This window comes from Campylobacter sp. 19-13652, from assembly GCF_019702925.1.
In the GTDB taxonomy this organism is placed as follows: Bacteria; Campylobacterota; Campylobacteria; order Campylobacterales; family Campylobacteraceae; genus Campylobacter_A.
Genome location: NZ_AP024713.1, coordinates 1,391,587 through 1,405,895, shown reverse-complemented (window position 1 = coordinate 1,405,895; position 14,309 = coordinate 1,391,587). Strand labels below are relative to the sequence as shown.

The following is a 14,309-nucleotide window of genomic DNA, read 5'->3' as shown; positions in this document are numbered from 1 at the left end:
TGCAACCGCACAAGAGGCGTTACTCTACAGTTACGCTTTTGGCTAGGTTTCGTGGCATATCCACATCATTTCCCAGCCTAATAGAAACTTCAAGCGCAAAAATTTGAAGCACCATCATCATCTCAAAAAACTCAGCCATATAGTGCGTCTGGGCTGAAGTGCGGATAAAATCATCGCTTAACTCAAACTCATCTGGGCTAATGGCTAGAATATTTGCGTCCCTTGCTGCCAGTTCTTGGGCGTTGCTTTTGACCTTTTCATAAAGTAGATTTTTTGGCATTAGCACCACGCAAAAAAGCCGCTCATCAGCTAGGGCAATTGGCCCGTGCTTCATCTCGCCAGCCGGGTAACCCTCAGCGTGCAGGTAGCTAATCTCCTTTAGCTTTAGCGCCCCCTCAAGCGCAAGCGGGTAAAACACATCTCGTCCAATAAAGAAAAAGCCGTGTCCGTGCAGATAGTGTTTGCTTATGCGGCGAATTTTTTCTTGCAGTTCGTTGCCGATATTTAGCACGCTAGGAATGTGCTTAATCGCCGTTATTTCACGCTCTAGCGCCTCGCCCCTTAGAGTGCCTTTAAAGCTAGCCAGCCTAAGCACAAAAAGCCATAGCGTGATAATCTGCGTGGCAAAGGCTTTCGTGCTCGCTACGCCCTTTTCTATGCCAGCGCGCGTTAGCAGCGAAGCGTCCGCAAGACGCACCATGCTTGAGTTATCTACATTGCAGATGGCTAGGCTTTTTAAATTTGCCGCTTTAGCTATTTTTAGGGCTTCAAGAGTGTCAGCCGTTTCACCACTTTGGCTAATGGCGATAAAAAGCGAGCGCTCATTTAGCACCGGCTCGCTGTAGCGAAACTCGCTTGCAATGGCGATTTTGCAGCGCACCCTAGCCACACGCTCAAATAAATACCCAGCCACAAGTGCAGCGTGATAGCTCGTCCCACACGCACATAAAATAATCTCATCAATCTCGCCCAAAAGCTCATCGCTAACGCCCTCAAGCACCACCTCGCTGCCCTTTATTCGCCCCATTAAAGCGTCTGCTATGACGCTGCTTTGCTCGTAAATTTCTTTTTCCATAAAGTAGCGATAGCCCTCTTTTTGAGCGTAGCTTTTATCAGGCGGCAGGGCGGTAAAAGCAGGCTTAATCTCGCCATTTGCGGAGTAAATTTTTATCTCGCCCAAGCTAGCAAATCCGTGGCTTTTATCCTCTAAATAAAGCACCTCCTTTGCCACGCCAATAAGCGCAGCGTCCGATGAAGCAAAAAATATCTCACCAGCACTATCCTTTGCGATAGCTAGCGGTGCGGCGTCCTTGGCAAAAAATATCACCCCAGGCGCAGTTTTACTAATTAATAGCGTCGCATACGCCCCACGTAGCCTTGCTATCGTCGCTTCCCACGCACTTTTAGCGTCCAGACCTTGCTTTAAATTTAACTCAAAAAGATGGACAATAACCTCGGTATCCGTTTGGCTAGCAAAATGCACGCCCTCTTTTATTAGCTCATCTTTTAGCTCGGCGTAGTTTTCGATTATGCCATTATGCACGACAAAGCTATGCTCGCCTAGGTGCGGATGGGCGTTTATCTCCGTGGGCTTGCCGTGGGTTGCCCAGCGAGTGTGTCCAATCGCCACGCCAAAGCCCAAAAAGCTCTCATCTTGCATTTTATTTGCTAGATTTTCTAGCTTGCCCACAGCCTTAAAATAGCGTATCTCCTCATCGTTTAGCACCGCCATTCCAGCACTATCATAGCCTCTATACTCAAGCTCTTTAAGTCCGCTTAAAACGACATCTTTTTTCTCTTTATTTCCTATAAATCCGACTATACCGCACATATTTATCCTTTAAATTTTATCGTGATTATAGCGAAATATTGTTAATTTGAGATTTTGCTTTGCGTTTGCGTTAGGTGCTTATCTAGCCCAAATGTTGCTATAAGCCTATCGCCTCTAAAAACTGAAACCGAAATTATTAAGACTGTCATTGCGATTATGGCAGCTTTAAAGTTAAAAATATAAGAATTTGAAATAAAAAGCCTAGCGCCAACTGCAAACAGAGCCAAAGCAATCGCTAATGGTATAAAAAATTCTGATTGATTTGGGTTATTTATTTTTAGGATTAAAACTAAAAACATATCAGAGTAAAGAGTGCATACAAACGCAAGAAATGCGTTTATAAAAGCCTCTTTATCCTTTTTATTTAGTATTAGCACAATTGCCACTATCGCGCTAAAAATAGCAAGCAAAGCAGCATAAATTCCAAATGCCATCTTTGGGTATTCGTTAATTAAATTTATAAGCTCGCAGTTTAAAACATCTGATAAAATTAGCATAGAAATAAAGCAAAAGCTAACTATATTAAACGAAAATGATAGCTTGCTGTAGCCAGAAAAGAGCCTAAAAGAAAAATAGACGCTAAGTGGATAAATTCCTATTAAAATGGTTAGCATAAAAGCAAAAATTATCATAGCCCCAGTAAATTCCGTATCAGATAGACCTATTTTTGGAGCATATCCTAGGTAAAAGCTAATGCTCGCAAAGCCCAAAAACCAAAACACGGCCATGATTTTAAAAAAATACTTTAACACAAATAGCCAAATTCGTTTACCAAACGCTTTTAGCCCAGCTGCGATATGCTTTTGCGCAAGCTCTTTAAGCTCTTTGCTATCCTTTAAAAGCGCGTCAAATTCCTTATAAATCTCATAAATATCTATCTCGTTTTGCTCTATTTTGGCTTTTAGCATTTTATCGCCTGTTTTATTAAACTCCTGCATTAGCTCTAAAGTCTCATTTAGCTTTTTAAGCAGGAGTGTTTTTGCTGTTAATAAATTTATATTATTAAAGCGTTCAAAGCCCACTTTTTGGGCATTTAAAAGCTCTATTTCTTTGCAAATTTGTTTTATTTTATAATCTTTATATATCATAAAAACTCTCTATTTTTTGGGTTAAAAAGGTGTGATTTTACCCAAAAAGTCTATATTTTTTATTGAGCTTGATTAATGAAAAACTTAATTTAAGCCAAAAATATTATAATGCCAAATCAGTTTTTCAAAGGACAAAACGACACTCTATGAATTTAATCCAAAAACTTAAAAACTCCGAGCGTTTAAGTCACGAAGATGGACTCGCGCTTTATGATTTAGATCTTTTTACGCTTGGTGAATTTGCTAATAAAGTGCGTCAAATACGCCACGGCAAGAAGGTGTTTTTTAACATCAATCGTCACATAAACCCCACAAATATATGCGCTGATGTGTGTAAATTTTGCGCATTTTCAGCTCATCGGAAAAATCCAAATCCATACCGAATGACCCACGACGAGATTCTAAAAATCGCAGACGAAGCCGTAAAAAACGGAGCAAAGGAGATACATATCGTCTCAGCTCACAATAAAGAGGGCGGCTGGCAGTGGTATTTAGAGATTTTTAGGCTAATAAAGCAAAAATATCCAAGCCTGCACGTAAAAGCCCTGACTGCGGCGGAGATAGATTTCATCTCTCGTAGCTTTGATATGAGCTATGAGGAAGTAATAGAAAAAATGTGCGAATACGGCGTGGATAGCATGCCTGGGGGTGGGGCTGAAATATTTGCAGAAAATATCAGAGAAAAAATCTGCAAAGGCAAGGTAAGTAGCCAGAACTGGCTAAAAATCCACTCCCTGTGGCACAGTCGTGGCAAAATGAGTAATGCGACTATGCTTTTTGGGCATATTGAAAGCAGGGCTGATAGGATAGATCATATGCTGCGTCTACGTGCGGTGCAGGATGAAACTGGCGGCTTTAATGCATTTATTCCGCTTGTGTATCAGCGAGAGAATAACTACCTGCAAACGTCCGATTTTCTAGGCTCAGCTGAGATTTTAAAGACCATAGCTATATCTAGGCTAATGCTTGATAACGTGCCTCACATAAAAGCCTACTGGGCGACATCTACGATAAATTTAGCGATGATAGCGCAGGAGTTTGGTGCTGATGATTTAGACGGCACGATACAAAAAGAGAGCATTCAGAGTGCAGCTGGTGCAAAAAGTGCCAATGGAATGGCGCTAAAAGACTTTATAGACATCATAAAAACCAGCGGCTACACGCCTGTTGAGCGTGATAGCTTGTATAATGAAATTAAAATTTATTAAGGAGGCAGAGTGGATTTTTTCCGTCTAAAGCAAAATAATACTAATGTAAAAACCGAGTTTAACGCGGGTCTTACGACATTTTTAGCGATGATGTATATAGTGCCTGTAAATTCAATCATTCTTTCGCAGGCTGGCATGCCTATAGACGCGCTTATTACAGCTACAGCACTAATTACTGTTATAGCCACGCTACTAAATGGCTTGTGGGCTAACACGCCAGTTGCGATGAGTGTGGGCATGGGGCTAAATGCGTATTTTACATTTGGGCTAGTACTGGGCATGAAAATGCCGTGGCAGACAGCACTTGGAGTGGTTTTTGTCTCTGGGATTATATTTGTATTTTTAAGCCTGACAAACTTTAGAATTTGGATTATTAAATCAATCCCACTTGACCTGCGTCGAGCTATAAGTGCAGGTATTGGCACGTTTATCTGCTTTATAGGACTTCAGCAAATGGGCATAGTGGTAAATAACGACGCTGTGCTTGTAGGAATGGGGAATTTGGGTGATAAAAACGTGCTTTTAGGTATTCTTGGAGTGGTGTTAATAGTGGCGTTTTGGGCTTTTAAAATAAAAGGCGCATTTATTTTAGGCGTTATTACTACCTCTATAATTGCTTGGGTTTTTGGGCTTAGCGAGTATCCAAAGGAGCTTTTTTCACTACCTGCTTCTATCGCGCCTATATTTTTACAGCTTGATATAAGGGGTGTATTTTTTGACGTGGCTGGAAACTTTAGTTTAGCGCTTCTGCCTGTGATAGTTACATTTTTTGTTACGGATTTATTTGATTCAGTCGGCACTTTAGCTGGTGTGGGAACTCGTGCTGGGATATTTGACGAGAGCAAAAAAGATGGTATTAAAAACCTAGAAAAAACCCTAGAATCCGACGCCGTAGCTACCGTAGCAGGTGCGCTAACAGGGGTTAGTACCACGACGGCTTTTGTCGAGAGCGCAAGCGGAGTAGAGGAGGGTGGACGCACTGGGCTTACTTCGGTGTTTACGGCTTTGTTTTTTGTACTTACGTTATTTATGTTGCCGTTTTTTAAAGCCATTCCAGCAAACGCCATATACCCAGTGCTTATAATGGTCGGAATTTTAATGTTTTCAGAAGTTGGGGAGATAAATTTTAAAGATCCAGCCATAGCTGTGGCTAGCTTTTTTATGGTGGTTTTTATACCTCTTACTTACTCTATCACAAATGGTTTAGCCTTTGGCTTTATCGCCTATATTTTAGTGCGCGCACTTCAGAGACGCTGGGAGCTTATAAACTCTGGTGTAGTTGCGCTTGCAGCCATTAGTGTGATAGTGTTTATGGTGCATTAAGGAGAAAACGTGATTTATTACTCTTATGATGAATTTGCTGTCGATGTAAAGAAAATGGCAAAGCAGATTAGAGATGAGTTTAAGCCAGAGGCTATCTTAGCCATAGCTAGAGGTGGGCTTACTTTGGGGCATTCTTTGGCTGTTGCGCTAGAAAATAGAAATCTCTTTAGCCTAAATTCAATCCACTATGAGGGCGATAAAAAGCTTGATACGATAGAGATTTTTAACGTCCCAGAGCTTGGCAAATTTAAAAAAGTCCTACTTGTAGATGATATTATAGATAGTGGCGAAAGTATGGTGGAGATTAAGCGCGAGCTTTTAAAGCGCTATCCGCACCTAGAGCTAAAAATAGCGACTGTCTTTTATAAGCAAAAGGCGCTTTTGCTACCTGAATACAGAGTAAAAGAGGCGACTGAGTGGGTTGAGTTTTTTTGGGATGTGCATATTTAATTAAAGAGCTTTTATGAGTGCGTACGAGAGGGCGGTTGTTTATTTTTCTACGGTGCTAATTACCGCCACTATGTACGCTCCTCAGCCCATTGCGCCGCTTTTAGGGCAGGTGCTTGGCGTTAGTAGTGCATCTGTTGCGCTTTTTATTACTGCCATTATGGCTCCGCTTGCTATTTCTGCTTTATTTTATGGCTATTTTTTAGAAAAATTTAGCATTACACGAACTCTGATTTTCGCATTTTTTGCGCTTGGGATTTTGCAGTTTGGCTTTGCTTTTTCTCATAATTATACAATCATGCTAAACATTAGGGGTATTCAGGGGCTTTTTATCCCAGCTGCTATGACGGGGCTTATGAGCTATATTTCTAGCCGCTTAAACGGTGTTGCATTAGCTCAAGGGATTGGCGTTTATATAGGCATGACTATAATTGGTGGCTTTTTGGGGCGGCTTTTAAGTGGCTGGCTTAGCGATATTTATGGATATGAGCTTTTTATGTCGGTACTTGCTTTTTTGCTTTTGCTTTCGTCGATTTTTTTATCTACTCTTGATAAAATAGCTATAAAGCATAAAAGAGAGTTAAGGCTTAGCGATATTTTAAGTGTACTTTTAAAAAGGACAAATTTATACGCTTATATCTGCATTTTTTGCCTATTCTTTAGCTTTTTGGCGATTCTTAGCTTTGCCCCTTTTGAGCTTACAAATAGGGCTGGAGGCTATAGTGGACTTAAAAATGGCGTGCTTTATGTAGGATTTTTGCTCGGAGTTTTTATATCATTTTTCTCATCTTGGTTTTTGAATCTTTTAGGCGGAGTTAGTAGGGTGCTTTGGGTAGTGGCTATGCTTTTTATGCTTGGGCTTTTATTGTGCTTTTTTGATGGTTTTGCCTTATTATTGTCTGGTATGATAGTAATTTGTGCTGCAAATTTCTTAGCTCATAGTATCCTAAGCGGCTTTGTGGCAAGCTTTAATGAGAAAAAGGCTATAGCCAGTGGGTTATATGTGAGCTTTTACTATGCTGGCGGAGTTTTTGGTAGCTTTGTGCCGGCTTTTGCTTATGAGTATGGATGGGGTGTGTTTTTGCTATTTTTGGCGTTTGTCTGTCTTGTGGGACTTGGCTTTGGAGTGAGGCTTAAGGATGCGTAGAGGGCTTTTATTTTCTGCTTTGGGGATAAATTTTTTATTTTTATTCGTACTTTTAAATGACCTTAGCATAAGCTATCATGAGGCTAGGATATTTTTCGAAGGCAACTCGCTCGCTTCGCTCATAGCTAGGGGATTTTGCGCTATTTTTGGAGATAATGATTTTGCGCTTAGACTGCCGTTTTTGCTAATTCACTGTTTAAATTTATACCTTTTGTATCTACTTAGCATTAAGCTTTTAAAACAGCAAAATGACGCAGTGTTTGCAGTGCTTTTGTATGCTTATTTGCCAGGGGTTATGGCTAGTGCTATATTAGTAAATGACGCTGGGGCTTATATATTTTTAACCCTCCTTGCAATTTTGCTTTTTTTAAGCCACAAATTTTATATTAGGTTGCTTTTTTATTTTATTTTGGTGGTGATGATTTTTATAGACCAGTCATTTTTGTTACTTTATGTGGGGCTTTTTGCATATTTTTCGTATTATAAAATGCGCCTTGAGGCAACATTTTGCGCTATGTTAGTGGCTATAAATTTTGGACTTTATGGCTTTGAGACAGGTGGGCGCCCTAGCGGACATTTTCTGGATACATTAGGGATTTTTGCAGCCGTTTTTTCTCCGTTGGTATTTTTGTATTTTGTGTATTCTGTTTATAGGGTTTTGGTTAAAGAGCGTAAAAATATCATATTTTTTATCTCTTTTGCCTCGTTTGCCATATGTATGCTCCTTTCGCTTAGACAGCGCATTTGGTGGGAGTATTTTTTGCCATTTTGTGTTATCGCTACACCTATTATGGTGCATACTTTTATGGCTAGTTATCGCGTGAGATTACCGCAGTTTAGGCTAAAATATAAGCTTGGTGTTTTTGTCGTGTTTGCATTTTTGTTTATAAATTTATCCGTAGTTGCTTTTTATCCTTATATTTATCTATTTTTAAAAGAGCCAAAAGACCATTTTGCGTATAAATTTGATATAGCTAGAGATTTGGCCTTTAAGCTTAAGACTTTAGGGGTTAGCAAGGTACGCACAAATGACGCAAAACTAGCTTTAAGGCTTAAATTTTACGGCGTTTTGGATGGCAGCAAAGCATTAAAAGAGGGCTGTGATAATGGTAAAAAGTGCGTAAATGTCTCTAGGGCTGGTAAAATCGTAGCTAGCTTCGAGCTTCGATGAGTAGGGCGTTTAGCCTATTTGAGCTATGCTTGGTGATTTTGATACTGGGCATAATGCTTGCTTTTGCTATGCCTAATATAGCTTTAGATAAATTGCATTTAGCTGCTCAGCAGATATTAATTCACCTTCGATACACGCAAGGACTAGCCATAATGGACGATAAAGCAGGGCTTGGCGATGAGTGGTATAAGCGTAATTGGAGGCTATTTTTCCACTCCGGACTCGTCGGTGATAGTAAAGAGCATGACTGGAGATATACTGTTTTTAGTGATGATGGTAAATTTTCCGGAAACCCAAACTCCCTAAGCCAGATAGCCAAAGACCCCGCAAACCCAAATAAATTTCTCACTTCTGGGTTTAATGGGCAAAATTACAAAAGCTCTTTGCTTAATAAAAATTTAAATCTCACTAAGACTTATGGAGTTGCGGATATTAAATTTAAAAATTGTGGCAGTAAAAATCAGACGATCTCTTTTGATAGCTACGGTGCGCCAAGCGGAACCCTAAAAAATGCAAAGAATCCTTTTGATAAGCGATTTTTGAGGGATTGCGAGATAAGTTTATATGATGAAGCAGGTAAAAAGGCGACTATTAAAATACATGCTATAACAGGATATGCAAAGATTATAGAGTGAAATTTCTTTGAAAAATTTAAAATTTTATCTAAAGTTAATATTTTTTAAGCCCCCCTTAAGCAACTCTCTTATATAATTCCAGCTCACGATTTGAGAAACCACCTTTAACTTTCTAACAGTTAATAAAGCTTTTCTTTACTTTACCCTTTACTCATTAAAAGCTCTTTCATAAGCTTTTATGATTACAGGCTTTAATAATAAATCGTTGTTCTATAATTTAATAGTGTTAGTATTTAAATATTTCAATAGTCAATCTTTGAAATCTAAACAAGTGATCGATTGAGCCAGACTTATTTATTATTTATGATAATAAGTCTAAAACAATGAAACAATTTATTTTTTAAATAAATTAAATTTAAAAAGTTTTTAGATTAAAAACTTCATATATTTTATATGGAGAGTTTGATCCTGGCTCAGAGTGAACGCTGGCGGCGTGCCTAATACATGCAAGTCGAACGGACAAGTACTAGCTTGCTAGTATGCGTTAGTGGCGCACGGGTGAGTAATGTATAGCTAATCTGCCCTACACTGGGGGACAACAGTTGGAAACGACTGCTAATACCCCATACTCCACCACAACTCAAGTTGTGTTGGGAAAGTTTTTCGGTGTAGGATGAGGCTATATCGTATCAGCTAGTTGGTGAGGTAATGGCTCACCAAGGCTATGACGCGTAACTGGTCTGAGAGGATGATCAGTCACACTGGAACTGAGACACGGTCCAGACTCCTACGGGAGGCAGCAGTAGGGAATATTGCTCAATGGGGGAAACCCTGAAGCAGCAACGCCGCGTGGAGGATGACACTTTTCGGAGCGTAAACTCCTTTTGTTGGGGAAGAACAATGACGGTACCCAACGAATAAGCACCGGCTAACTCCGTGCCAGCAGCCGCGGTAATACGGAGGGTGCAAGCGTTACTCGGAATCACTGGGCGTAAAGGACGCGTAGGCGGATTATCAAGTCTCTTGTGAAATCCTATGGCTTAACCATAGAACTGCTTGGGAAACTGATAATCTAGAGTGAGGGAGAGGCAGATGGAATTCTTGGTGTAGGGGTAAAATCCGTAGAGATCAAGAAGAACACCCATTGCGAAGGCGATCTGCTAGAACTCAACTGACGCTAAGGCGTGAAAGCGTGGGGAGCAAACAGGATTAGATACCCTGGTAGTCCACGCCCTAAACGATGTATACTAGTTGTTGCTTTGCTAGTCAAGGCAGTAATGCACCTAACGGATTAAGTATACCGCCTGGGGAGTACGGTCGCAAGATTAAAACTCAAAGGAATAGACGGGGACCCGCACAAGCGGTGGAGCATGTGGTTTAATTCGAAGATACGCGAAGAACCTTACCTAGGCTTGATATCCAAGAAATCCTGTAGAGATACGGGAGTGCTAGCTTGCTAGAATCTTGAGACAGGTGCTGCACGGCTGTCGTCAGCTCGTGTCGTGAGATGTTGGGTTAAGTCCCGCAACGAGCGCAACCCACGTCATTAGTTGCTAACAGTTAGGCTGAGCACTCTAATGAGACTGCCTTCGCAAGGAGGAGGAAGGTGTGGACGACGTCAAGTCATCATGGCCCTTATGCCTAGGGCGACACACGTGCTACAATGGCATATACAATGAGACGCAATACCGCGAGGTGGAGCAAATCTATAAAATATGTCCCAGTTCGGATTGTTCTCTGCAACTCGAGAGCATGAAGCCGGAATCGCTAGTAATCGTAGATCAGCCATGCTACGGTGAATACGTTCCCGGGTCTTGTACTCACCGCCCGTCACACCATGGGAGTTGATTTCACTCGAAGCCCAAATACCAAACTGGTTATGGTCCACAGTGGAATCAGCGACTGGGGTGAAGTCGTAACAAGGTAACCGTAGGAGAACCTGCGGTTGGATCACCTCCTTTCTAGAGTACAATAGATATTCTCTCACAAGATATCTATCAAAGGAAAATATCTCAATCATCCTTGTTTAGATTTGAAAGATTGACATTAGACTAACATTACTCACTTACAAAGGCAAAAGCAGAGGCTAAGGCTTTTAGCCTATATCCCTGTTATATACCGTTGTTAAGAGTAGTTAAATCTTTAATAGTTATTACTATATTGAAATATTAAATAAATTAGCATTAATACCTTAGAATTTAAATAATCTAAAGTATAAAGCTAAGCTAGTAGAGTGTGAGCTTTGTGAATGTAAAAGTAAAAATGGGTAGGATAAATAAAATAACTTATTACACCTATTTTACAATATATCATTAATCTAGTATGGGTGATATACTATACATAGATAAAGGCATTGTCCTAGCTAAGTTATATTTTTAGTTTCTAGTATAATGTAAATATAATAGCAAGTAGCTTTTTATATTTATGTTTTTACTGTCTTAGCTATTTATTGTGGCAATATGTGTTAAATTTAGCTATATTGCTATTATAGTTATTTTTAGTTATTACTGTTTAATGGGGAATTAGCTCAGCTGGGAGAGCGCCTGCTTTGCACGCAGGAGGTCAGCGGTTCGATCCCGCTATTCTCCACCATCAAATTTAAAAGCCATCATCTTTAAAGCAAAAAAGCCTTTTAAAGATGCTTACAAACTGCACAATATTTATATTATAGTTAAGCCATAAGCCAAAGGCTTAGCTAAGCTTCATAAGGGCCTATAGCTCAGCTGGTTAGAGTGCACCCCTGATAAGGGTGAGGTCACAAGTTCAAGTCTTGTTAGGCCCACCATGATTTCCTCTTATGATTTTTTGCCTTGTTGCTTCTTTGCTTTTAGGGTTACTTAATATAGTATTTATATGAATTATTTAAATTTAATGATTTTATATAAATTAAAATTATCTACATTAGTGTTTTTGTGTAAGTATGTCTTATAAAGCTGTATTATAAGATATTATAGTATTTTAGGTTATCTAGATTATCTTAGGTATATATCATTTACCTTTGGCTTTTTTAAAAGATAGCGTTATTTTTTAATTACAAATTCTAATTAACTGCACAAGCCCAACTTCACCATACTCCACTATTTGTATAAATAGCTTTTAGCATATTAGCATTGACTAATATTACAAAGCAATGTCATCATGATTTTTAGAATTTTATAAAGCTTGGTGTAAAAACCTAAAAAACACTCTTAGACTAAGTTTAGTATGATAGCTACTTTTATACAGTTTTTATTGTATTGTGCAAGATGCCTGTTGATTATAGTTTAATTTTGTTGTATTTAGAAGCTTTGCTTTGTCTACTTATTTAATGTGTATACAATAAATAGTCATCCTGTTAAATTATTAAGTGGTCTATATATTATAAGTCAAAGCAAAGCTTCTTTAGTAAAGCAAAGCTTTTTATAACTCTTTATAGTTTTTTACAGTTTTTTGCTAGGTTTTAGTAAAGGAAGGCTTATTTAATAGCTGGTTAGAGCAGAGTCAAACTAGATATATGGGTGTATTGCTTTGTGATGTGAGTTATTAATAGGCTATTTATACATGACATACGCCATGACTTTGAAATTTAAAAATCAATTTGTTGTTTAAAAGGGTTTTATCTTTTTATATGAGCTGTTATTTAGTTTATTAGTGTATCTTTATTAGTAGCTTTAGATAGTATTTGGTATTGGCATGTGTGCTATTTTATATTTAATACTATGGACTTTAAAGCTAAGTCTTTATTATAAAGTTATTATTGCAAGAGTATAAATTTAAACTGCTTTAATATATGGATGGTTTATTTTTTATCTTAAGTGTTTTATGCTTTTATATTAGATATATTATGTCTTATCTAATAAGCAAATAAATATTAAAACCAACTATGGTTAATAATTATAAGAAACTATGGATGAGGGTAAGCGTTATTTAAATGAGATTAAATACATATAAAAAGTGTTATAGATTTCCTTAGCTTTATGGTTGGTGGATTGATAAAGGTCAGAAGTTTAATATTGTAGGTTTAAAAATATAGCTGCATATGGGTTATATTACCTTTTATAAAGCCCAATATAACCCTCTCCTCTATTTTTACTTAGCTTAGATAGCGTGGTTTTGTACGAGGTGTCCTTTGCCATGCAGCTATTGCTTATTGCGTTTTATTTTAATTTTTAAGCTTTAATTGCAAGTTTTTTATTTTATGTACTATAAGACATAAAACAGCCGTCGCTAGCATATCAGGTAGCGTATTTCCAAGCGGAGTTTCAATGCTTAAAAGATAGCGATACAGCAAAAATCCAGCAAGCCATATCATCAAATTTATCCACCCAAAGCCTTTATCACTAAAATCCTGCCTTAGGATAAAAAAGTCAACTATTAAAATGGTAATCATAGGCGCAAACACCGAGCCTATTAAATACAAAAAATCTGTTATATCATCCATATTAAAGCACACCGCAGCCACAGTTCCAGCTACTGCCACAGCTACGCTAAAGGCTTTTATGCTTATTTTGGAATTTATAGCTTTAGCGGATACCCCAGCTGAATAGGCATCTAAAAACGTAGTTGTAACGGTAGAAAGTACAACTATAACAAGCCCCCATATCCCAAGCCCACTGGCTAATAGTATGCCCACGATGTCGCTTGAGTTGCTATTTATAGCAGCCCCCATGCCTACTGCGTACATAAAGCAAGAGATTATGCCGTAGCTTAACGCACTTAACGCACTTGCTTTGACTGGATTTTGTGCCTGTTTTGTGTAATCGCTTATTAGGGGTAGCCACGATAATGGCATAGCCGCGCTTAATTCTATCGCAGCCCCAAAGCTTATCGTCTCATTTATTAAGCCGCTTTCCGAGTCTGTAAATACCCTAAAAGCAAGCACCACGCTAAGGATAAAAAGCCCTCCCACAGCTACGGCGTTTAAGACTCTAGCTCGCCTTAATCCAAGTAAAAGCCACAGCACTATAAGCCCTCCGACAGCTAAAGCCCAACCCCATGCGCTAGCCTTTGCTATGCCGTTTGCTGCTTGTGCAGCATCATATATCATTATCGCCGTCCAGCCAAGTAGCTGGATTATGTTTAATATGGCAAATATCGCCCCGCCCCGCAAACCAAAGCTAAGTTTTACGCTATCCATTGCGCCTTGCCCCCTGACGCCTCCTATGACGCCAGCTAAAAATAGCAAAATGCAGCCTATGATATGTCCGATGATTATAGCTGCAAGCCCTTTTGCAAAGCCAAGTGGCGCTAGATATGTGCCTGTGATTATTTCAGCTATTGATATGGCTGCGCCAAACCAGATGATTGAGTTTGTAAAGAGTGAAGTTTTCAAGTTTGCTCCTATTTGAGGGAGCTGAGAGTCTAATCCATGAAATTTCCCTACGTTGGCATTACCCAAATCAGGTCTATGGGTCGAGACACTAGTCTCCTCTCAGCCGACTTGCATCAGCTCCCCTTTTTTATAAAGATTAATTGTAGCAGAAAATTTTAAAGATAAGATTTTTTATTTATTTAAATTTATTTATAATTTGTGTAAATTT

The 14,309-nt window shown here is 38.9% G+C and carries 9 protein-coding genes, 2 tRNA genes, 1 rRNA gene and 1 riboswitch; of the genes, 9 read left to right on the top strand and 3 right to left on the bottom strand.

Going from position 1 to position 14,309, the window contains the following annotated elements; translation table 11 throughout:
* Positions 1–19: 19 nt before the first annotated feature.
* Together glmS and LBC_RS06820 are read right to left on the bottom strand one after the other, a co-directional pair.
* Positions 20–1,831 carry a glutamine--fructose-6-phosphate transaminase (isomerizing) gene (gene glmS, locus LBC_RS06825; RefSeq protein ID WP_221253697.1) on the bottom strand — a complete coding sequence of 604 codons (1,812 nt, stop codon included), beginning with the start codon at positions 1,829–1,831 and terminating at the stop codon, positions 20–22.
* Positions 1,832–1,872: 41 nt separating this feature from the next.
* On the bottom strand, positions 1,873–2,919 hold the full coding sequence (locus tag LBC_RS06820; protein WP_221253696.1) for a hypothetical protein: 1,047 nt from the start codon (positions 2,917–2,919) through the stop codon (positions 1,873–1,875).
* 146 nt (positions 2,920–3,065) lie between these two features.
* Here LBC_RS06820 and mqnE point away from each other — a divergent pair, with 146 nt between their 5' ends.
* The 9 genes from mqnE (at position 3,066) to LBC_RS06775 (ending at position 11,575) form a co-directional block, all read left to right on the top strand.
* Positions 3,066–4,127, top strand: coding sequence for an aminofutalosine synthase MqnE (gene mqnE, locus LBC_RS06815; protein WP_221253695.1), 1,062 nt, complete (start codon positions 3,066–3,068; stop codon positions 4,125–4,127).
* Between the two features lie 9 nt (positions 4,128–4,136).
* A complete protein-coding gene (locus LBC_RS06810; protein WP_221253694.1) occupies positions 4,137–5,450 on the top strand; it encodes an NCS2 family permease in 1,314 nt (437 codons plus the stop codon).
* Between the two features lie 9 nt (positions 5,451–5,459).
* Positions 5,460–5,900 (top strand): phosphoribosyltransferase, encoded by a 441-nt coding sequence (locus LBC_RS06805; protein ID WP_221253693.1) that lies wholly within the window; start codon positions 5,460–5,462, stop codon positions 5,898–5,900.
* A 13-nt stretch (positions 5,901–5,913) separates the two neighbouring features.
* Complete coding sequence (locus LBC_RS06800) at positions 5,914–7,044, top strand: MFS transporter (RefSeq protein ID WP_221253692.1); 1,131 nt, start codon at positions 5,914–5,916, stop codon at positions 7,042–7,044.
* A complete protein-coding gene (locus LBC_RS06795; RefSeq protein WP_221253691.1) occupies positions 7,037–8,215 on the top strand; it encodes a glycosyltransferase family 39 protein in 1,179 nt (392 codons plus the stop codon). Before LBC_RS06800 ends, LBC_RS06795 begins: the two co-directional genes overlap by 8 nt.
* Positions 8,212–8,850: a Tfp pilus assembly protein FimT/FimU gene (locus LBC_RS06790; protein WP_221253690.1), complete on the top strand. Its 639-nt coding sequence runs from the start codon at positions 8,212–8,214 to the stop codon at positions 8,848–8,850. Before LBC_RS06795 ends, LBC_RS06790 begins: the two co-directional genes overlap by 4 nt.
* Before the next feature lie 390 nt (positions 8,851–9,240).
* Positions 9,241–10,751, top strand: a 16S ribosomal RNA gene (locus tag LBC_RS06785).
* 555 nt (positions 10,752–11,306) lie between these two features.
* Positions 11,307–11,382 (top strand) — tRNA-Ala (locus LBC_RS06780).
* A 116-nt stretch (positions 11,383–11,498) separates the two neighbouring features.
* Positions 11,499–11,575 (top strand) — tRNA-Ile (locus LBC_RS06775).
* A gap of 1,356 nt (positions 11,576–12,931) precedes the next feature.
* On the opposite strand, the gene cytX is transcribed toward LBC_RS06775, so the two are convergent.
* Positions 12,932–14,101: a putative hydroxymethylpyrimidine transporter CytX gene (cytX, locus tag LBC_RS06770; RefSeq protein ID WP_221253689.1), complete on the bottom strand. Its 1,170-nt coding sequence runs from the start codon at positions 14,099–14,101 to the stop codon at positions 12,932–12,934.
* Between the two features lie 26 nt (positions 14,102–14,127).
* Positions 14,128–14,235, bottom strand: a riboswitch (TPP riboswitch).
* Between the last annotated feature and the right edge of the window lie 74 nt (positions 14,236–14,309).